Origin of the sequence: Thalassobius sp. MITS945101, assembly GCF_047123305.1 — a bacterium.
Taxonomy (GTDB): Bacteria; Pseudomonadota; Alphaproteobacteria; order Rhodobacterales; family Rhodobacteraceae; genus Thalassobius.
In genome coordinates, this window is record NZ_CP138918.1 from 2537050 (window position 1) to 2556586 (window position 19537).

17 protein-coding genes are annotated in these 19537 nt (G+C 59.2%); 8 read left to right on the forward strand and 9 right to left on the reverse strand.

The features are described 5' to 3' along the window. Positions 1–287 precede the first annotated feature (287 nt). Together SIC14_RS12645 and SIC14_RS12650 are read left to right on the forward strand one after the other, a co-directional pair. On the forward strand, positions 288–1853 hold the full coding sequence (locus SIC14_RS12645; protein ID WP_412562282.1) for an RNA repair transcriptional activator RtcR family protein: 1566 nt from the start codon (positions 288–290) through the stop codon (positions 1851–1853). A 68-nt stretch (positions 1854–1921) separates the two neighbouring features. After that, the gene (locus SIC14_RS12650) at positions 1922–2869 is read left to right on the forward strand and encodes an NAD(P)-dependent oxidoreductase (RefSeq protein ID WP_412562283.1); all 948 of its coding nucleotides are present in this window, start codon (positions 1922–1924) and stop codon (positions 2867–2869) included. A 47-nt stretch (positions 2870–2916) separates the two neighbouring features. Here SIC14_RS12650 and SIC14_RS12655 read toward each other — a convergent pair whose 3' ends face one another. The 5 genes from SIC14_RS12655 to SIC14_RS12675 all read right to left on the reverse strand — a co-directional run bounded on the left by SIC14_RS12655 (position 2917) and on the right by SIC14_RS12675 (position 8584). Next, positions 2917–3957 carry a PstS family phosphate ABC transporter substrate-binding protein gene (locus SIC14_RS12655; RefSeq protein WP_412562284.1) on the reverse strand — a complete coding sequence of 347 codons (1041 nt, stop codon included), beginning with the start codon at positions 3955–3957 and terminating at the stop codon, positions 2917–2919. A 322-nt stretch (positions 3958–4279) separates the two neighbouring features. After that, the gene (locus SIC14_RS12660) at positions 4280–5488 is read right to left on the reverse strand and encodes a mandelate racemase/muconate lactonizing enzyme family protein (protein ID WP_412562285.1); all 1209 of its coding nucleotides are present in this window, start codon (positions 5486–5488) and stop codon (positions 4280–4282) included. Between the two features lie 93 nt (positions 5489–5581). Next, positions 5582–6250: a GntR family transcriptional regulator gene (locus SIC14_RS12665; protein ID WP_412562286.1), complete on the reverse strand. Its 669-nt coding sequence runs from the start codon at positions 6248–6250 to the stop codon at positions 5582–5584. Then, positions 6243–7403: an acetylornithine deacetylase gene (gene argE / locus SIC14_RS12670; RefSeq protein WP_412562287.1), complete on the reverse strand. Its 1161-nt coding sequence runs from the start codon at positions 7401–7403 to the stop codon at positions 6243–6245. The genes SIC14_RS12665 and argE overlap by 8 nt, the downstream gene beginning before the upstream one ends. Continuing rightward, entirely contained in the window at positions 7400–8584 is a 1185-nt protein-coding gene (locus SIC14_RS12675) for a M24 family metallopeptidase (RefSeq protein WP_412562288.1), read from the reverse strand. The genes argE and SIC14_RS12675 overlap by 4 nt, the downstream gene beginning before the upstream one ends. A gap of 198 nt (positions 8585–8782) precedes the next feature. Between SIC14_RS12675 and SIC14_RS12680 the strand changes: the two genes are divergently transcribed. The 3 genes from SIC14_RS12680 to SIC14_RS12690 all read left to right on the forward strand — a co-directional run bounded on the left by SIC14_RS12680 (position 8783) and on the right by SIC14_RS12690 (position 12307). Next, on the forward strand, positions 8783–9280 hold the full coding sequence (locus tag SIC14_RS12680) for an Lrp/AsnC family transcriptional regulator (RefSeq protein ID WP_412562289.1): 498 nt from the start codon (positions 8783–8785) through the stop codon (positions 9278–9280). 82 nt (positions 9281–9362) lie between these two features. Next, positions 9363–10838 carry an NAD-dependent succinate-semialdehyde dehydrogenase gene (locus SIC14_RS12685; protein WP_412562290.1) on the forward strand — a complete coding sequence of 492 codons (1476 nt, stop codon included), beginning with the start codon at positions 9363–9365 and terminating at the stop codon, positions 10836–10838. A 95-nt stretch (positions 10839–10933) separates the two neighbouring features. Further along, positions 10934–12307 (forward strand): aspartate aminotransferase family protein, encoded by a 1374-nt coding sequence (locus SIC14_RS12690; RefSeq protein ID WP_412562291.1) that lies wholly within the window; start codon positions 10934–10936, stop codon positions 12305–12307. A gap of 522 nt (positions 12308–12829) precedes the next feature. Here the strand turns inward: SIC14_RS12690 and SIC14_RS12695 are convergent. After that, entirely contained in the window at positions 12830–13603 is a 774-nt protein-coding gene (locus SIC14_RS12695) for an alpha/beta fold hydrolase (RefSeq protein ID WP_412562292.1), read from the reverse strand. 179 nt (positions 13604–13782) lie between these two features. After that, positions 13783–15495 (reverse strand): methionine--tRNA ligase, encoded by a 1713-nt coding sequence (gene metG / locus SIC14_RS12700; RefSeq protein WP_412562293.1) that lies wholly within the window; start codon positions 15493–15495, stop codon positions 13783–13785. Positions 15496–15760: 265 nt separating this feature from the next. Between metG and SIC14_RS12705 the strand changes: the two genes are divergently transcribed. From SIC14_RS12705 to SIC14_RS12715, 3 genes are read left to right on the forward strand one after another with little or no spacing between them, the layout of a single operon-like run. Beyond that, positions 15761–16807, forward strand: a complete 1047-nt coding sequence (locus tag SIC14_RS12705) for an aldo/keto reductase (protein ID WP_412562294.1) — start codon at positions 15761–15763, stop codon at positions 16805–16807. A 16-nt stretch (positions 16808–16823) separates the two neighbouring features. Continuing rightward, the gene (locus SIC14_RS12710; protein WP_412562295.1) at positions 16824–17204 is read left to right on the forward strand and encodes a hypothetical protein; all 381 of its coding nucleotides are present in this window, start codon (positions 16824–16826) and stop codon (positions 17202–17204) included. A gap of 32 nt (positions 17205–17236) precedes the next feature. After that, a complete protein-coding gene (locus SIC14_RS12715) occupies positions 17237–18142 on the forward strand; it encodes an EamA family transporter (protein WP_412562296.1) in 906 nt (301 codons plus the stop codon). On the opposite strand, the gene SIC14_RS12720 is transcribed toward SIC14_RS12715, so the two are convergent. Beyond that, the gene (locus SIC14_RS12720; protein WP_412562297.1) at positions 18105–18803 is read right to left on the reverse strand and encodes an NUDIX hydrolase; all 699 of its coding nucleotides are present in this window, start codon (positions 18801–18803) and stop codon (positions 18105–18107) included. The genes SIC14_RS12715 and SIC14_RS12720 overlap by 38 nt on opposite strands. Before the next feature lie 33 nt (positions 18804–18836). Then, positions 18837–19238, reverse strand: a complete 402-nt coding sequence (locus tag SIC14_RS12725; protein ID WP_412562298.1) for a DUF983 domain-containing protein — start codon at positions 19236–19238, stop codon at positions 18837–18839. Positions 19239–19537: the final 299 nt, after the last annotated feature.

Here is a 19537-nt window from a genome sequence, read left to right on the forward strand (position 1 = left end):
CTGGTTTTCCTTTCGGTCAATGCTCCCCTTTCGCGGGGTGACGGTTGCGGCCCGGAAATGGGTCCGGGCCGCGGGTCTTTGGGATGCGGATCATCCGTTGCTGTCTGTTTCTCAACTTTTCAGTGAGAGTGTTTTGCCAGCTAAGAATGCTACGCCGAAAAGAAATCGGATTTTGGTGTAAGTGTTTGTTTTGCTAATGTTTTTAGATATATTGCGAAAATGACAAAATGAAATTACGATCTGATGATATCGTAATTTATATAGTAGGATAAGCAATGAGAAATGTGGTGATCGGTTTTCTCGGCACGCAGCTGGACCAAAGGCATCGTCGGGGCTGGCGGCCTTCGTTGGCGCTCTGCTCGGCGCCAGAGTTTCCGATCGACCGTCTGGAACTGCTCTATGACTACAAATTCAACCGCCTTGCGCATGACGTGCGCCGCGATATCGAAGCAGCTTCACCTGAGACGGAGGTTCTGTTGCAGCGAATTGATACGGCGGACCCTTGGGACCTGCAGGAGGTCTACGGCAAGCTCTATGACTTCGCCCAAAGCTACGGGTTCGATGAGGACCGCGAACGCTATTACATCCATCTGACCACCGGCACCCATGTGGCGCAGATCTGTTGGTTTTTGCTGTCCGAAAGCCGTCACATCCCCGCCGCCCTGATCCAGACAGGGCCACCTCGCCGCAAGGAGGACGGGCCCGGTTCGCTGGATGTGATTGATCTGGACCTTAGTCAGTATGATGCCATTCAGAAGCGTTTTGATCAGCAGACTCGGGAGTATGGCAACCTTCTGAAAGGTGGGATCGACACGCAGTCTGTGGCCTACAACACGGTGATCGATCGGATCGAACATGTGACCGAACGTTCGGATGCGCCGGTTTTGATTTCTGGGGAGGCCGGCAGCGGAAAGACCGAGCTGGCACACCGCATTTATGAGATGAAATTGCAGCGCCGCAGGGTCAAAGGCCGTCTGGTGCAGGTCAATTGCGCCACGCTGCGGGGCGAGTCGGCTTTGCCTGCTTTGTTCGGGCAGCGCCGTAGTCACACGGGCCTTGCAGGCAGCGAACGAGCTGGGCTTCTGAGCGAGGCAAATGGCGGCGTTCTGTTTCTGGATGAAATTGACACGCTTGGCCTCGAAGAGCAGTCGCTTCTGCTGCATGCAATTGAAACGGGCCGTTATTATCCGGTCGGCTCGGACACGGAGGTGACCAGCCGGTTTCAGGTTATTGCTGCGGCGACGCAAGATCTGGCGGCAATGGTTGCCGCGGGGCGGTTTCGGGCGGATCTTATGTCACGTCTGAACACCTGGAGCTTTCACCTGCCGCCGTTGCGGGCGCGCCGCGAAGATATTGAGGTGAACCTGACCCAAGAGCTTCTGAAAGCAGAGCGGGTGCTGGGCACACGGATCGGTTTCAACGCTGATGCGGCAGAGGCTTGGTTGCGGTTTGCCCGTGCGCCCAGCACGCTATGGCCGGGCAACTTTCGCGACTTCGGCGGTGCCGTTTTGCGGCTTTGTACCCTGGCGCCGCGTGGCCGGGTAACGCTTGCACAGGTGCAGGAAGAAATTGACACACTTCGCGCCAGCTGGGCCAAGGCCACCCCAGACCCCGATGCGCAACTGGTCGGCACGGTGATCTCGGAACCTCTTGATCCCTTTGAGGTTGCTCAAATGGCAGAAGTGATCCGCACCTGCCGCACTTCGGCAACTCTGAGTGAAGCGGGGCGACGGCTATTCGCGGTGTCGCGCACACAGCGCAGCAGTCGCAATGATGCCGACCGTTTGCGCAAATATCTTGCACGGTTTGATCTGAGCTGGGACGACATTCAGCGAATAGACCCACCTTCCTGAATTGTGAACTGGACACAAGCCCCTCTTTTGCGGCGCAATGCTGGGTATCGCAGATGTAGGAGGGACAGATGCAGGTCGGATTCATTGGTCTTGGCAATATTGGTGGGAAACTGGCTGGGGCCTTGTTGCGCAACGGTGTTGCCCTTCGGGTGCACGATCTGAACGCGGAATTGGTTGCGACGTTCGTGTCGTGCGGTGCTGCCCCCGGTATGGCACCTGCGCAGATGATGCGTGAGTGCGATGTCGTTATCACCTGTTTGCCCTCCCCAGATGCCTCCAGCGCCGTGGTTACGCAGATGCTGCCAGAGGTGCGCGCCGGTAAGATCTGGATGGAAATGTCCACCACAGATGAAGCCGAGGTCAAACGGTTGGCGCAAAAGGTGACCGAGGCCGGAGGCGTGGCGGTGGATTGTCCAGTGTCCGGCGGCTGTCACCGGGCCGATACCGGCAATATCTCAATTTTTGCGGGCTGCGATCGCGCGACGTTTGAACGAGTCCTGCCACTGTTGACCACAATGGGGCGGCGGGTGCTGCACACCGGTGCGCTGGGCTCGGCGTCGGTTTTGAAGGTGATCACCAACTATCTGGCCACCGCCAATCTGCTGACCTGCTGCGAAGCGCTGGTCACGGCCAAAGGGGCGGGCATGGATCTGGCCACCACCTATGAGGCGATCCGCATCAGTTCCGGCACCAGTTTTGTACATGAAACCGAAAGTCAGGTCATCCTCAACGGTTCCCGCGATATCTCCTTCACGATGGATCTGGTCAAAAAGGACATTGGCCTGTTTCAGGCCGTCGCGGATCGGGCGGGCATTCCGCTGGAGATCAACCCGCTTATGATCAAGATCTTTGACAACGGGATTGAACGCTTTGGCCCCCGCGAATTGTCGCCGAACATTATCAAGCGGTTGGAAGACGCGACGGGCCTGACTATTCTAGCGCCTGGATTTCCGGCCGAGATGACGGACGAGGAAGCAGAGGAACCGGGCTATGAGGTGCGGCCCAAACGCCTTTGACCCCGCCAACTGGTGAATCAGAGGCGGGGTCAGTGGGCTGAGTAGCCTTAGTTTGACAGGCGCATGACCTCTTCCTGCGCCACCCGCTGCTGCGTGGCGGCCAGATCTGGGTCAGGCACCAGGCCAAAGTTGGTCAGGAACCCTTCAGGCCCGGACAGCTCATCTGAAACGACCGTCTGAACATATTCCTTCAGCCCCGGTTTGATGCCGATATTGCCCTGTTTCACATACATGAACATCGGGCGTGACACGGGGTAGGCGCCGTTGGCAATGGTCTCATTAGACGGGATCACCCCGTTGATCCGACTGGCCCGCAAATCCCGTGCGTTGCTTTCAAACAAGCCAAGGCTGGTCACCGCAATGGCCGTGTCGCTGCTGGCGACAACGGGGACGACATCGTGCATGCTGCCCTGTTCTTCTGTCACAAAGGGTCCGGTGCGCAGCGTCAGGCAATCCTGACTGGCCGCAGCCGCATCGCCGTCATTGGCGGACATCATCAGAGCAAATGCACCACTGTCCTTGCAGCCCTGCAGCATCATTTTCTTGTCAAACACCTCGCGGGTGCCGAAATGCGGCGCAGGCAGGATTGTGCGGATCTTGATGTCGGGCAGGGAGGTGTTTACCTGCTGCCAGGTTTCGGCCGTGTTGGCGATCAAGCCCTCGCTGGAAGGCACCTCTGCGGCCAACGCCAGAAACCAATCGGCAGGGGTGAAATCAAAGCGCGGGTTGTCACGGCTGTTGGCAAAGACCAGCCCGTCATAGCCGATTTTCACCTCAATGATTTTGGTCACCCCATTGGTGGCGCAGGTGGCCAGTTCGGTGGCTTTGATCTTGCGCGAGGAAAGCGCGATATCGGCTGATCCGGTTTCGGTGCAGAAACTGCTGATCCCTTCGGTCGACCCCACAGGGGCAACCTCGGGGTAGGCGAAGTCGTGGTTCTCCACAAAGGTGTCTGCCGAAATGGCCGCGTAGGGATAGACAGTGGTGGAGCCCACCAGCTCGATCGGAGCGTTTGCGGCGCTGGCTCCGGAGGCTGTCAGGGTGAGCGTGGTCAAAAACGGGATCGTCAGGGTCTTCTTAAAAAACATCGGTGTCTCCGAAGGTAATTGGAAAAATTCAGCGAGACTTCAAAATTTGTGAACAGGTGTTCATGAAGAGACTAACGGGGGGCAGCCCATTGGGCTTTAGCGCTCTGGCTGTTCGGTTTCTGGTGGTTTCGAGGTTTGGATGCCCTGGAAAAATTGGGCCTTTATCAGAAAATCAAGCAGTTTCCGCAGGATAGGACGTGCAAGCAACAGGCGAATTTTTCAGCGAAAAATTTGCCCAGAAAACGACGAAAATGCAGCGCTTCCCGCGATAGGTGAGTGGTATTGCACGGCTGTGCAACCGGTGCGGCAGTGCGGTTTTGGATCAAGGCAGAACCGGCATGGTCGACATTCCCAGATGCAGCGCCTCGCCCTCATAGGGGTGTGCAGCGATGTAAGCGTCGTTCAGCGCCACCCCCAATCCCGGCGCTTTGGGTGGGATCACATAGCCGTCTTGCCAGGTGATATCGGTGGAGACAACGTTCATATAGGGACCATCAAATCGCCCGATGCTTTCTAGGATCAGGAAGTTCGGGCAGGTGGTGGCCAGCTGGATATTTGCTGCTGCTGTCACGGGGCCACAATACAGGTGAGGGGCGATCTGGGCCTGACGTGTTTCGGCCATACCGGCGATTTTTTTGGCTTCCAGAAGGCCACCCACCCGGCTGAGGTTCATTTGCAGGATCGAGGCGGCGCCAGCCTGCAGAACACGGGCAAACTCCTGTTTGGTGCAGAGCCTTTCACCCGCCGCAATCGGGATGGCTGTGCCGCGAGCCACCTCGGCCATATCGGCGGGATTTTCGGGCGGGATCGGCTCTTCGAACCACAGCGGATCATAGGGTTCCAAACGGCGGGCCATGCGTTTCGCCCCGGAAACCGTGAACTGCCCGTGGGTGCCAAACAACAGGTCGGCTCGATCCCCTACAGCTGCGCGGATTTCACGGCAGAAAGCCTCGGAGCGGTCGAGATCTGCCAGGCGCGGCTGGTGGCCCCCATAGATCGAGTAGGGGCCGGCGGGGTCAAATTTCACCGCGGTAAACCCTTGGTCGACCAAGGCCGACGCGGCCTCTGCGGCCAGATGCGGGTCATTGTAGACGTTTGGCGTTTCCGGGTCAGGATAGACGTCGCCTTCGGGCGGGTAGAGGTAGCTGTAGCTGCGCAGGCGATCCTGTATCTTACCGCCCAAAAGCTGGTAAACGGACTGGTCTGCAGCTTTGCCGATGATGTCCCAGCAGGCCATTTCCAGCGCGCTCAGCACGCCCATCACGGTGACATCGGGGCGTTGGGTGAAACCGGCGCCATAGGCCGCGCGCCACATGTATTCGATGCGGTGCGGATCAGATCCGGCAAAGTGGCGGGCAAACATCTCTTCCGCCATTAGTGCGCAGAGGCGGCCCGAGAAGGTGGCGTTATAAACCTCACCGACGCCGGTGATGCCGCAGGTAGTGGTCAGGCGGACAAAGATGAAATAGCGCCCGCCGTGACGTGGCGGCGGGTTGGCAACCACAAAGGTTTCAATGTCCTGCAATTTCATCGCGGGCCTCCTGTGTCGAAGGCACGATAGGCAGAACGCGGCACATCACAAAGGGTTATCTCGCGGCACTCTGCTGAAGGCCGCAGGTGAGACCTATTCGCCGTCTGACTGCTGCTGCAGACGGTTGAAGCTCATCGAGATATGGGCGCGCTGAATATGCGCCACGGCCTCCAGATCACCGGCGGCGAGGGCCAGCGCAATCGCTTCCATCTCGTGGTGAAAAATGCGGAACTCTTCGTTCAGATCCAGCTTTGCCGCTTTGGCCATCGTCAGCCAGATCCGCTTGGTCTGGTAATAAAGCCGTTCCTGAATCTCCCGCAGGGGTAGGTTTTCGGTCAGATCCATCAGGGTTTGGAAGACATCAATGTCGAACTGGGTGAATTCGCGTGGGGTGCCGCCGTCGATGATCTGCTGCGACCGTTCCAGCAGGGTATCAAACCGCGCCAAATAGGCCGCGTCAGGCTGTACCGGATCCAGCCGACCGGTGATTTCGATCAGCTCCAGCCGGAGGCGGTAGACCTGTTCCAGCTCATTGATATTGGCGTCGGTCACAAAGGTGCCGACGCCGTGTTGCGAATAGACCAGCCCTTCGTCCTCAAGCCGTGCAAGCACGCGGCGCAGAGGGGTGCGAGAAATACCGAAATCCTCGGCCAGTTCGGTTTCCGACAGGCGCATTCCGGGTGGGTAGTCGAGCAAGCAGATCCGTTGGCGCATCTCATGATGGATCGCCTCGTGCCTGTCGCGCGCACCCGTTTCAGCCATGTAATCGGTCTCCAAGTCGTTCCAGCATTGTCAGGCACTGCTGCAATTGATCCAGAGACAGGTATTCGTCCGCCTTATGCGCCTGCTCAATCGAGCCGGGGCCGCAGACAACCACATCGGTGCCAAGTGCTTGGAAAATACCCGCTTCGGTTCCAAAAGCAACCAGATCTGCCCCGTTTGCACCGGTGAGTTCCGAGACGATGCGCTTCGCTTCATTTTCCTCGGTTGGGATCAGACCGGCCACCTCCGCGATGGTTTCCAGCCGGATGCCCGCGTCAGGGTCCACGCTGTGCATTTGGGGCACCAGTTCTTCATCGCAATACCGCGCCAACTCCTCTTTAACGAAATCCGCATCGCCATCCTGAACGGGCCGCATTTCCCAGTCGATCCACGCGTTGGAGGGGATGACGTTATTGGCCACACCGCCGTTCAGGGCACCCACGTTGATGGTGGTCCAGGGTGGTTCAAACGGGCTGTCAGCCGGGGCCATCGCACGCAGGCGGTCCTTCAGTTCAAGGATTTTGCCGACATAGCGCGCGGCATATTCCACCGCGTTGACACCCCGATCGGGCAGAGAGCCGTGTCCAGCCAGCCCGTGGAAATGGGTGGTATATTCGCAGCAGCCCTTGTGTCCCTCGATGATCCGCATTTCGGTCGGCTCACCAATGATGGCAACGCCTGGCGTCAGGCCACGTTCTTTCAGCACTTCGGCCAGGTGCTGGGCGCCGAAACAGCCGATTTCCTCATCATAGGTGAAGGCGAAATGCACAGGTCGATCTTTGACCTTTGCTGCATAAAGAGGCGCCATGGCCAGCGTGGCCGCGATGAACCCTTTCATGTCGCAAGTGCCGCGGCCAAAGAGCTTGCCGTCTTTCTCAATCATGTCAAAGGGATCCGAGGCCCATTGCTGATCGCTGACTGGGACCACATCGGAATGGCCAGAGAGCAGAATACCGCCGTCCACTTCGGGACCCAAAGTGGCAAAGAGATTTGCCTTGGTGCCACAGGGGGCAATGATGTGATCCACCTTGGCGCCGCAGTCTTCCAACAGGCGGGCGGCATAGGCGATCAGATCCATATTCCCGTCGGAAGACACCGACGGGAAAGCAATCAGATCGGCAAGGATCTGTTTGGTGCGGGCGAGATGCGTCATGGTTTGACAAACATCTTGCGATCTACTGAGCAGAGTGGTTCCGCGGCACCATTTTCGGTGATCAGCATAGTTTCGGTGGTCTCAAGTCCCCAGCTGTCCATCCACAGCGCCGGCATGAAATGGAAGGTCATGCCCGGCTCCAGCACGGTGGTGTCTTCGGTCCGGATTGAGGCCGTACGCTCACCCCAATCGGGTGGGTAGCTGAGGCCAATGGGGTAGCCCATCCGACCAGAGCGTTCGATGCCATGTTTGGCCAGCACATCCATAAAGGCATTGGCGATGTCACAGGTGCGATTGCCTGCTTTCGCCGCTTCCAGACCGGCGGCGATGCCTTCCAGCTGCGCAGCTTCGGCGTCCAACATCTCTTGCGGTGGCTTGCCAAGATAAACTGTCCGGCTCAGCGGCGCATGATAGCGGCGGTAGCAGCCCGACAGCTCAAAAAAGGTCGCTTCGCCTGCCTTCATCGGATCACCGTTCCACGTCAAATGGGCGGCGGTGGCATCCAGCCCCGACGGTGTCAGCGGCACAATTGCAGGGTAGTCCCCCCAGATGTCATCTACCCCGGTGATGCCGGCGTGGTAGATCTCGGCCACCAGATCGTTTTTGCGCAGGCCCGGTTCGGCCTTTTCGATGGCGGTGGTGATGACCTTGTCGGTGATCTGCGCGGCCTTGCGAATGAACGCGACTTCTTCTCCGGATTTCACCAGTCGCTGCCAGTTCACCATTGCGGTGGCGTCACAGAAGGTGGCGCCGGGCAGTTCTTCGACCAGCACCGCATGGGCCTTGGCGGAGTAATAGTAGTTCTCCATCTCCACACCGATGCGCTTGCCTTCCGCGCCAAGGGCTTTGATGTGGCCGGCCAGATCCTGCATCGGGTGGTGTTCCGTGGACTGGACAAAGTGGTCGGCGTAGCCGTGCACGTGGTTTGGCTCCATCCAGCAGGTGCGGTTGGCGCCAACGCTATCCATGTAGCGGCCCCACCAGATCGGGTCACCTTCCAGCGGCACCAGAACCCCTTGGTGCACATAGAAGGACCAGCCGTCATAGCCGGTCAGCCAGGCCTGGTTCGACGGATCGGTCACAAACAAGAGATCAAGGCCCGCATTGGCCATCGCGGCGCGGGTTTTTTCCAGACGGCGGCTGTATTCGGCGCGGCTGAACGGCAGGGTTTTCAATGCCATAGGTCGTATCCCCGTGAAGAGAGTGTTGTGTACAGGTTGTGTGGTGGTGGCAGGTTTTGTGGCTGAATGGCGCTCTTTGAGCCCGTTTTCAGCCGCTGCTTGCAGGTATATTCGATGGGGATGGAGCCTGCGTCAATACTCTTGTATACAAGTGAGGGACTGCCTCACCTCCAACACTCAGGTTTTACACGTCGTTCCATGCTACTTGATGATCGGGATATTGCGATTTTGAAGGTGCTTAGCACCGAAGGCCGGATCACCAAATCGGCCTTGGCGGACCGAATCGGCCTGTCGCCAACGCCTTGTTGGGACCGGTTGAAGAAGCTGGAAAAGGCGGGCTTGATCGAAGGCTATGGCGCAAGGATCAACCTCAAGAAACTGGGGCCGCATGTGACCATTTTTGTGGTTGCCGAATTGCAGGCCCACACCGCTGCCAGTTTCCGCGCCTTTGAGGCGGCGTTGCAGCGCTATGAGGAAGTAACGGGCGCCTGGGCCCTGGGCGGCGGCTTTGATTATCTGCTGCAGGTCGTCACCAAAGACATTGACGCCTACCAACGTCTGATCGACGCCATGCTTGAGGCCCGGCTGGGGCTGGCGCGGTATTTCACTTATGTTGTGACAAAACCGGTGAAGGGGCAGGGGGTGCCGCCACTGGAGCTTCTGCTTTCTTCTGACGGAGGCGGGCGTGACAGCTGAGTATTCTGCCGCCGCAACAAACTTCAGTCCAAATCTCTGCGGCCTTCCGGTCAGTTTTCCAACAAAAGACTTGGGGAATGACATGGAACAAAAAGACCTGATCTCGGCCGCTGGCATCACCGACAAAGCCCTGGTGCGCAGCTTTTCCTACATCGATGGCAAGTGGTGTGCTGCTGAAGGTGGTGCGACGATTGCTGTTACCGACCCCGCAGACGGGGCGATTGTGGGCGAGGTCGCGAGCCTTTCGGCAGCCGAATCCAGCCGCGCCGTGGCGGCTGCACAGGCAGCCTTTCTGGCCTGGGCAGCGCTGCTGCCGCAGGAGCGTGCTGAAAAACTGCGCCTCTGGGGCGCGTTGCAACTGCAACACCGCGAAGATCTGGCCCGCATGATGGTGCTGGAACAGGGCAAACCCCTGTCCGAAGCCCGTGGTGAGATCGACTATGGCGCAGGCTTTGTAGATTTCTATGCAGAAGAGGCCAAACGTCCCAATATCGAAGGTGTCACCAGCCACCTGCCGGATGCCGAGGTTGAGCTGTGGCGCGAACCGGTCGGCGTCGCCGCGCTGATCACCCCGTGGAATTTCCCCTCGGCTATGCTAACCCGCAAGGCGGCCGCAGCACTGGCGGCGGGCTGCACTGTGGTTTGCCACCCTTGCGTGGAAACCCCGTTCAGCGCGCTGGCCTTGGCGGAACTGGCCGAACGGGCGGGCATTCCCGCCGGTGTGTTCAACGTCGTGACGGGACATGCGCCCACCGTGGTGAAACCCTGGACCGAAGACGCCCGTGTGCGAGCGTTGTCGTTCACCGGCTCTACGGAAGTGGGCAAGCTGCTCTGCCGTCAGTCCTCGGAAACGGTGAAGACGCTGGTGATGGAACTGGGTGGCCATGCACCGGTTATCGTCTTTCAAGATGCGGATCTGGACCGCGCGGTTGCTGAAACCATTAAGGCAAAATTCGCCACCACCGGTCAGGATTGCCTGGGGGCAAACCGCATTTATGTGGATCGCGCGATCTACGCCGAATTCTGCGCCAAGTTCACCGAAGCGACCAAGGGGCTGACCCTCGCGCCGGGCATGGAGGATGCCGATCTTGGTCCGTTGATGAATGAAAAGGCGGTGGTCAAACAGGAAGAGCATGTCGCCGATGCTCTGGCCAAAGGGGCGCGGCTGACCTGTGGTGGCAAACGGGATCCGCTGGGCCCATTGTTCTATCAGGCGACCGTTGTGGTGGATGTCCCCGAAGACGCCTTGATCCTAAGCGAAGAGACCTTTGGACCCGTTGCAGCGATCCTGCCCTTTGACAGCGAGGAAGAGGTCATCACCAAAGCCAATGACACCGAATACGGCCTTGTTGCCTATGTCCACAGTCAGGATCCCCGCCGCATCTACCGCACCTCGCGCGCGCTGCAATTTGGAATGGTGGCGGTCAACCGCACCAAGGTCACCGGCGCACCGATCCCCTTTGGCGGCACCAAACAATCGGGGCTGGGCCGCGAAGGCGCCCGTCAGGGCATGGAGGCTTTTACCGAGATCAAATACGTCTGCCGCGACTGGGGCTAATCCCCTGCGGCAGTTGAAAAACAAAGGGGGCTCCCCCCCCAAAACGATGAAGCAAGAGCCGGCCGGCTAATAGGCTGGTGCAGAAAGGACCTGAGATGTTGAAAAACGATCAGCTGGCGGAATGGGACCGCGACAACTTTTTCCACCCTTCGACCGCGCTGGGCGCTTTTGCCCGGGGCGAGATGGACAACCGTGTGGTGAAAACCGCATCGGGCGTGTTCATTGAGGACCGCGAAGGCAACAAACTGCTGGACGCCTTTGCGGGCCTCTACTGCGTGAACGTCGGCTATGGCCGTCAGGACATCGCCGAAGCCATCGCCGATCAGGCGCGCGAACTGGCCTACTACCACTCTTATGTGGGGCACGGTACTGAGGCTTCGATCACCCTGTCGAAAATGATCCTCGACCGCGCACCGGACAATATGTCGAAGGTGTATTTTGGTCTGGGTGGTTCTGACGCGAACGAAACCAACGTCAAGCTGATCTGGTATTACAACAACATCCTGGGCCGTCCTGAGAAGAAAAAGATCATCTCGCGCTGGCGGGGCTATCATGGCTCGGGTCTGGTTACAGGGTCGCTGACGGGCCTAGAGCTGTTCCACAAGAAGTTTGATCTGCCCGTTGAACAGGTGATCCACACTGAGGCACCGTATTATTTCCGACGTGACGATCTGGATATGTCCGAAGAACAGTTCGTGGCCCATTGCGCGTCCGAACTGGAGGCCTTAATCGAACGCGAAGGCGCAGACACCATCGCTGCTTTCATCGGCGAGCCTGTTCTGGGCACCGGCGGCATCGTGCCGCCGCCCGCAGGCTACTGGGAAGCCATTCAGGCTGTGCTGAAAAAACACGACATCTTGCTGGTTGCCGATGAGGTGGTCACCGGTTTTGGCCGTCTGGGCGCCATGTTCGGCTCCGAACATTACGGCATTGAGCCTGACATCATCACCATCGCCAAAGGCCTGACCTCGGCCTATGCGCCGCTGTCGGGGTCCATCGTCAGCGATAAGGTCTGGGCGGTGCTGGAAAAAGGCACCGATGAAAATGGTCCGATCGGCCACGGCTGGACCTATTCGGCCCACCCGATCGGCGCGGCGGCGGGCGTTGCCAACCTCAAGCTGCTGGATGAGCTGAACCTTGTCAGCAATGCCGGCGACGTGGGGGGCTACCTGAACAAGTCGATGGCAGAGGCGCTGGGTGAGCACGCCAACGTCGGTGAAATTCGCGGCGAAGGCATGCTCTGCGCCGTGGAATTTGTGAAAGATCGTGACAGCCGCACCTTCTTTGATGCCGCGGATAAGATCGGCCCGCAAATCTCGGCCAAGTTGCTGGAACAGGACAAGGTCATTGCCCGTGCCATGCCGCAAGGCGATATCCTGGGTTTTGCACCGCCGTTCTGCCTGACCAAAGAAGAAGCCGACACCGTGGTTGCGGCCACCGCCCGCGCTGTCAAAGCGGTTTTGGGCTAACGCCTCCCCTCGGGGCTGACGCTCATTCCCCCGCGCCCCCGTCCCGGGGTGCTGGTTTTCCTTTTCCGGAAACCAAAACGCCCGCCTCTCCCCTCAGAGTGCGGGCGTTGCCGGGGGCGGGGCGTTAGCCCAACCCAGCCCGGCGTTCTTGGTGTTCTAAGTTAGCGGCGTTTGCGGTTTTGGCTGACATGGGCCTGGGCTTGGGCTGGGGTTTGAAACCATCCCGATGGGACCGGCTGGGACCGCAGCCAGGTTTTGGCCGCCTCCACCGTGTCCAATGGCGGGGCCGCAGGAAACTGGCGCAACCTGCAAAGAAGTTGCGCTTCGGTTGTCTCATAAAAGTAGCCGGGAACTGCACCCTTTGAGGGCATCACTATAGCAACGGGCATGGGGGTCTCTCCGTTTCAAATGCCGCCCTCCAAAGGGTGCAGAGAGAGAAACGGTGTTTTCTCAAACTTCTAAAGGTAAGGAAAACCCCCAGCCGCTAAACGTATGTTGTGACTGTTCACACGCTAAGGGCGATCAGCCTGCCTGCCGCATCCCGCGTTCCAGCGCGGCGCAAGCGTGGCTTAGCGTTGCGTAATGTCCGGCCTGCGGCACCTGGTGCAGTGTTGTGCCACCGCGCAGCTCCCCTACCAGGGCCTCCGCCATCGCAGGCGGAGCCCAGCCGTCGGCCTCGCCATGCCATAGGGTCACGGGCGCCTGTACCTGCGTCAACGTCGCGGTCCAGTCGCTAACATAATGGCGCAGCAGGCGCATGTAGGCCTGCGGGTTGGTCTGGTAGGCATGGCGCAAACCAGTTTTCAGCATTGCATCAAAGCCTGTTGCCGCAACCTGTTTCTGCTCCAGTGCAGAAACACCGTTAAACAGTTGTTTCACAAGTGCCTTCGGGGCCAGCCGTAGCATTAGGCCCTGTGCGGCCGTCATCAGCCGCAGACCGGGGCCACGGCGCATGGCCATCTGGAACACCGGACGTCCCGCCATCTCGGGCAGGAAATCCCCCAATTGCAACGGTGCAGCGGCCGAAATCAGTGTCACCTGCGCCACCCGGTCAGGGCGGGCGGCGGCGATTTCCAATGCGGTCATCGCCCCGATAGAGAAGCCAACCAAATGCACCGGGGTTTGACTGTCGCCTAAGGCATCAAACTGCACGGCCAGCGCCGCGCGCACTGGCATATCCATTCGCATCGCAGCAAGCAGGTCGGGGGCAACCGCGGGCTGGTTCAGAAAATAGCTGGCATCGCGCGGGCATCCGGGCAGGCCATGGCAGAAATAGATCGGGGGGGTGTCGGGCATCTGTTCGCTCCGTCAGGTCTTGAAAATTTAGCTCAGCTAAAACCCATCGGGGGACAAACACCATGTGACAAAGATGCATTCTGGGTGTGACATTCCGTCAGGCAGCTTAGTTCAGAAAAGCAGGCAGCAAAAAGCCCGCCAGAAGGCGGGCTTAGAACGTGTGCAATGGGGTAGGCGCGTCAGTCGCGGGTGCCCGAGAATTTACCCTGCCACTCTTCGCGCTGATCGTCGGTGATCTTGGCAAAAAGCACCTCCGGTACGGTGAAGCCATGGCCGGCAGGCAGGGCGTTCAGCGCCTCCGCCACATCACCCGGCCAGCTGTCATCCTCTGTGCCCATTGCCGTCAGCATCTTGGCCGAGGCAAAGGGAATGAACGGCGCAGACAGAACGGCGTAAAGGCGGATCAGGTTCAGGCCCAGACGCACCTGTGCGGCGGCCTGTTCGGGATCGGTTTTAAACGTCGACCAAGGTGCGGCGGCCTGCAGGTATTCATTGCCAGCCACCCAGATCGCCCGCAGTTCCTGTGCAGCTTTGCGGACCTCTTTGTCTTCCATAAAGCCCTCATAGGCGCGCACCTTGGTGGTCAGGTCGGCGATCAGCGCCTGTTCCTGTTCCCCGAACGCGCCGCCTTCAGGCACCGCTTCAGTGAATTTGGAGCGGCAGAACTTGGTGATGCGGCTGACAAAGTTGCCCAGCACATCCGCCAGATCCTTGTTCACCGATTGTTGGAAGTTTTCCCAGGTGAACTCGCTGTCCGAGCTTTCCGGTGCATGGCTCAAGAGCCACCAGCGCCAGTAGTCGGCAGGCAGGATCTCTAGCGCCTGATCCTGGAACACGCCGCGCCCGCGCGAGGTCGAGAACTGGCCGCCATCATAGTTCAGGTAGTTGAAGGATTTGATGTAATCCACCAGCTTCCACGGCTCCCCCGAGCCAAGGATCGTCGAGGGGAAGGACAGGGTGTGGAAGGGCACGTTGTCCTTGCCCATGAACTGGGTGTAGGTCACATCCTCCGCGCCTTTGTCGGTACGCCACCAGCGTTCCCAGTCACTGCCTTTTCCAGCCTCAACCCATTCCTGAGCGCAGGCAATATATTCGATTGGGGCGTCGAACCAGACGTAGAAGACCTTGCCTTCCATACCGTCCCAATCCTGATCGCCACGTTTCACCGGCACACCCCAATCCAGATCGCGGGTGATGCCACGATCCTGCAGGCCGTCACCGTCGTTCAGCCATTTCTTGGCAATCGAGGTGGTCAGCACCGGCCAATCGGCCTTGCTGTCGATCCAGTCGTTTAACTGGTCCTTCATCTGGCTTTGGCACAGATACAGGTGTTTGGTCGCCCGCATCTCCAGATCGGTCGAGCCGGAAATGGTGGAATAGGGGTTGATCAGATCCACCGGATCCAGCTGCTTGGTGCAGTTGTCACACTGGTCGCCGCGGGCGCTGTCAAAGCCGCAGTTGGGGCAGGTGCCCTCGATATAGCGGTCCGGCAGGTAGCGACCGTCGGCGTGGGAATACATCTGGTTTTCAGAGACTTCGCGGATCAGACCCTTGTCGGCCAGCACACCGGCAAAATGCTGGGTCAGCTCTTTGTTCTGCGCAGAGGAGGAACGGCCGAAGTGATCAAAGCTGAGGCCGAACCCCTTGGCAATCTCGGCCTGTTTGTCATGCAACTCTGCGCAATAGGCCGCAACCTCTTGCCCGGCTTTGGCGGCAGCCAGTTCGGCTGGGGTGCCATGTTCGTCGGTGGCACAGATGAACATCACCTCATTGCCACGGCCCCGCTGGTAACGGGCAAACAGGTCCGCAGGCAGCTGCGAGCCCACAAGATTGCCGAGGTGTTTGATCCCGTTGATATAGGGAAGTGCCGAGGTGATCAGATGCCGTGCCATAAACTCTCGTCCTGCAGATAGGTGTTGAGACCCCCTTTAGCGCAAGGGCGCGGCCTGTGCCACCGCTAGATGTGAAATCGGTTGCGTGGCAGGATTTTGGGGCGCTGCCCCCTTGGCCCTAGGGCCAATTCCCCCGGGATATTTTTGCCAAGAAGAAAGGCAGGGCGTCGCGAAAATGTTTGCGCTCACAAGTTTTTCGCCGGAAGGGCTGGTTTGTCCGGGGGGAGGGTTATCTTCGCCTCCAGCAGTATTGAGGGAACGCGACATGCAAAAGAAACAAATGGGCCGCACGGGGGTGATGGTGACGGATATGTGTCTGGGCACCATGACCTTTGGCACCCAGACCTCTGAGGCCGAAGGCCACCGACAGATCGAGATGGCGCTGGCCCATGGCATCAACTTTATGGACACGGCGGAAATGTATCCGGTCAACCCGGTTGCAAAAGAGACCATCGGGCGCACAGAAGAGATCATTGGCAGCTGGATCGGCGCAAATCCGGGCCGGCGCGATGCGTTTGTGCTGGCGACCAAACACTCCGGTGAGGGACTGATGGCTGTGCGGGACGGGGCGGCGATCACCTCGGAAAGCATTCCAGCCACGATTGAGGCCTCGTTGAAGCGGCTGCAGACGGACTGTATTGACCTCTATCAGTTCCATTGGCCGAACCGGGGCAGCTATATGTTCCGCAAGAATTGGACGTTCGACCCGTCTTCGCAAAACAAGGCCGACACGCTGGCCCATATGGAAGATGCCTTGGGCGCATTGCAGCGTGAAGTCGAACGCGGCACCATTCGTCATTTTGGCCTGTCCAACGAAAGCGCTTGGGGAACTACGCAATGGGTAGCCACGGCGGACCGTCTGGGCCTGCCGCGGGTGGCCACGATCCAGAACGAATATTCGTTGCTCTGCCGGATGTATGACACCGATTTGGCGGAGGTTTCGATCAACGAAGACGTTGGTTTGATCTGCTATTCGCCTTTGGCGGCGGGGCTGCTGACCGGTAAGTATCAGGGCGGCGCGCTGCCGGAAGGGTCGCGGATGGCGATCAATGGCGATTTGGGCGGCCGTAAGACCGATCGGGTGTTCCCGGCGGTCGCGGCCTATCTGCAGGTGGCTGCTGATAACGGTTTGGACCCGACCAATATGGCACTGGCCTGGGCGCGGCAGCGGCCGTTCATGTGTTCGGTGATTTTCGGGGCAACAACCGAGGCGCAGTTGCAGCACATCCTTGACGGAACCGAACTGGTGCTGTCCGATGAAGTCATTGCTGCATTGGATCATGTGCATAAGGCACATCCGATGCCTTACTGATTTCAGGAGCCAATTGATGTCACAGCCCTTTAACCGCCCTTTGATGGTTTTTACCCTTTTGGCCCAAGCCGTGCCCGCCACTGCGTCGGAGCGTGAGCTTTGGGAAGGGTATTGGACCCACAATGCCAGCTGGTGCGCCCGCGCCGGCGAGGTGGGCGACGAGACGCCGGACAACTATTCGCGCGAAGGGTTTTTCGGGATCGAATGGGGCTGTGACATTGCCGAAAAACAAGCCCTGCCGTTTCACAATGCCTGGGCGATCACGCTCAGCTGTCTGGATGCGGGGCATGATTACACCGAAGACCGGCTGATGCTGGTCACGGACAGTGACCGGCTGTTGTTCATCGACACCGGCGGCGCGACATGGGACATGGTGCGCTGTAACGATCCGGAATAAGCCGCGCCAAGACGCGGCAAGAAAGGCCTGAAATGGTAGACAGTTTGTGGATTTTCGTGGCCGTCGGGGCGGCTGCGTTTCAGGCCTTGCGGTTCATGTTGCAGAAATCGCTGTCGATGGGCACCCTGTCTGCGGGCGGGGCCACCCTGGCGCGGTTTCTGTTTTCCACCCCCTTTGTGGCTGTCTTTGCGCTGAGTTACCTGCAGCTGCAGGGCGGTGTCTGGCCCAGCCTTGGTGACCGGTTTCTGGTTTTTGCCTTGGTCGGGGCTTTGGCGCAGATCCTGGCAACCTGGTGTGTGGTGGCGCTGTTTCAGCACCGCAACTTTGCCGTCGGGATCACGTTTAAGAAAACCGAGGTGGTACAGACCGCGCTGGTGGGCTTTGTCGTTTTGGGCGACAAGGTGTCCTTTGGCGGGTTGATGGCGATCCTGGTTGGTCTGCTGGGCGTGTTGGTCCTGTCTGACCGGCCGGAAAGCGGCGCGGGCTTAAAGCGGTTCCTGAACAAAGGCGCTGGTCTGGGGCTGCTGTCGGGGGCCTTTTTTGCCGTCTCAGCAGTGGGCTATCGCGGGGCAACGCTGGAGGTGGGCAGCGACGATCCACTGCTGCGGGCGCTGGTGTCGCTGATGGTGGTGACCGCCAGTCAAAGCCTGGGTCTGAGCGCGTACATTCGATGGCGCGAACCGGGTGAGCTGCGCCGTGTTGTGGCCAGCTGGCGCAGTTCTGTCTGGATGGGATTGGCCAGCCTGGGCGGCTCTCTTGGCTGGTTTCTGGCCTTCACCTTGCAAAACGCGGCCTATGTGTTTGCCGTTGGACAGGTGGAAGTGATCTTTTCCATCCTGATTTCGGTTCTGGTGTTCAAAGAGCAGATCACCCGCCGCGAAGGCGCGGGCATCGCCCTTATTACGGCAAGCGTGCTGACATTGGTCCTGTTCCTTTAAGACGCAGGAACAGATTGTGCTCGTCATCGTTTTTGAAAAACGGGACCGAGGCGGGCGGCTCAGACGTGGTGGCACGCGCTGCAACCTCTGCCAGAACCACTTCGGTGATGAAGGGCAGATCAAACTCGCGCACTTTCGGCATGGGGATCCACTGCAGGTGTGAAAGCTCGTCACAGGCGGCGGAGAAATCATCCAGATCCGTGGCCACAGACTCCGCATTGATCAGGAAGAACCGGGCGTCGAAGCGGCGTGGACGGCCCGGGGGGGTGATGGCGCGAAAGACAAATTGCAACGCTTCGGCGGAGGGGCGATAGCCGGCCGCCGCAAACCCCGCCCAGTCCGTCGGGGCCTCAGGCCAATCGCCTTGCGTGCCAAGGATCAGGCCGGTCTCTTCCCAAAGCTCACGGATCGCCGCAGCCGCCAAGGGGTGCGACATGTCTCGAATTGCATCCTCGCGGATCCTGTCACGGCATAACTCGGGAAGGGGGGTGGCCAAGGGAATATCAGCGTCCGCAGCATCGACCGCACCGCCGGGAAAGACAAACTTGTTCGGCATAAAGGCCGCTTTGGCACCACGTTGCCCCATCAGCACATGCGGGTCGTCAAACCGGTTGCGCAGCACAATCACTGTGGCCGCGTCACGAATTGCCGTCTTGTCCATCTTTCCCCCGTCCGTTCCTTTGCGAGGCGTGGCTTAGCCAGCGTGGGCGAAACCATTCATACGCCGCGCCCACTGGTAACCGATCATCGCCCCCTTCAGTCGGGGCAGAAGGTAGAGCGACAGAACAACGGTGCCAATACCGAAGATTTCGATCATCACCATCGGCGACGGACGCCAGGTCTCAAAGACGAACATCAAGAGCGGTGCCAGGAGGTGGCCGACAATCAGGATCGTCAGATAGGCGGGGCCGTCATCAGCGCGATGATGGTGGAACTCTTCGCGACAAACAGGGCAGGTGTCACGTACTTTCAAATAGCCTTTGAGCATGGGGCCACTGCCGCATTTCGGGCATTTACGACGCCAGCCCCGCAGCAGCGCGGGTTTTGTTGGGCGGTCGGTCTCGCTCCGGACGGTGTCAGTCATGGTGTCTCTCATTCGTTAAGGGACTCAAAAAAAATCATCCGAGGAAACTGGTGCAAAATCGCGCCAAGAAAAACCCCCCGAAGTGTCGCCGCGTCGCCTTGTCGCAAAGCTGACGGCGATTTGCACCTTTGGATGCACAAACCATGCCGCAGTCAGACCGGATGTGTCGCCTCTATGGGGCAAATGTAACAGAACCCCACCTGTCGTTCACAGGGGCGTGAGAATTCCAAATTTTCTCAAAACCCTCGACGGAAGCGTTCTGCCCCCCCGTATCAGCCTGCAGAAAACGGGTGATGAGCCCGGGTTTCAAA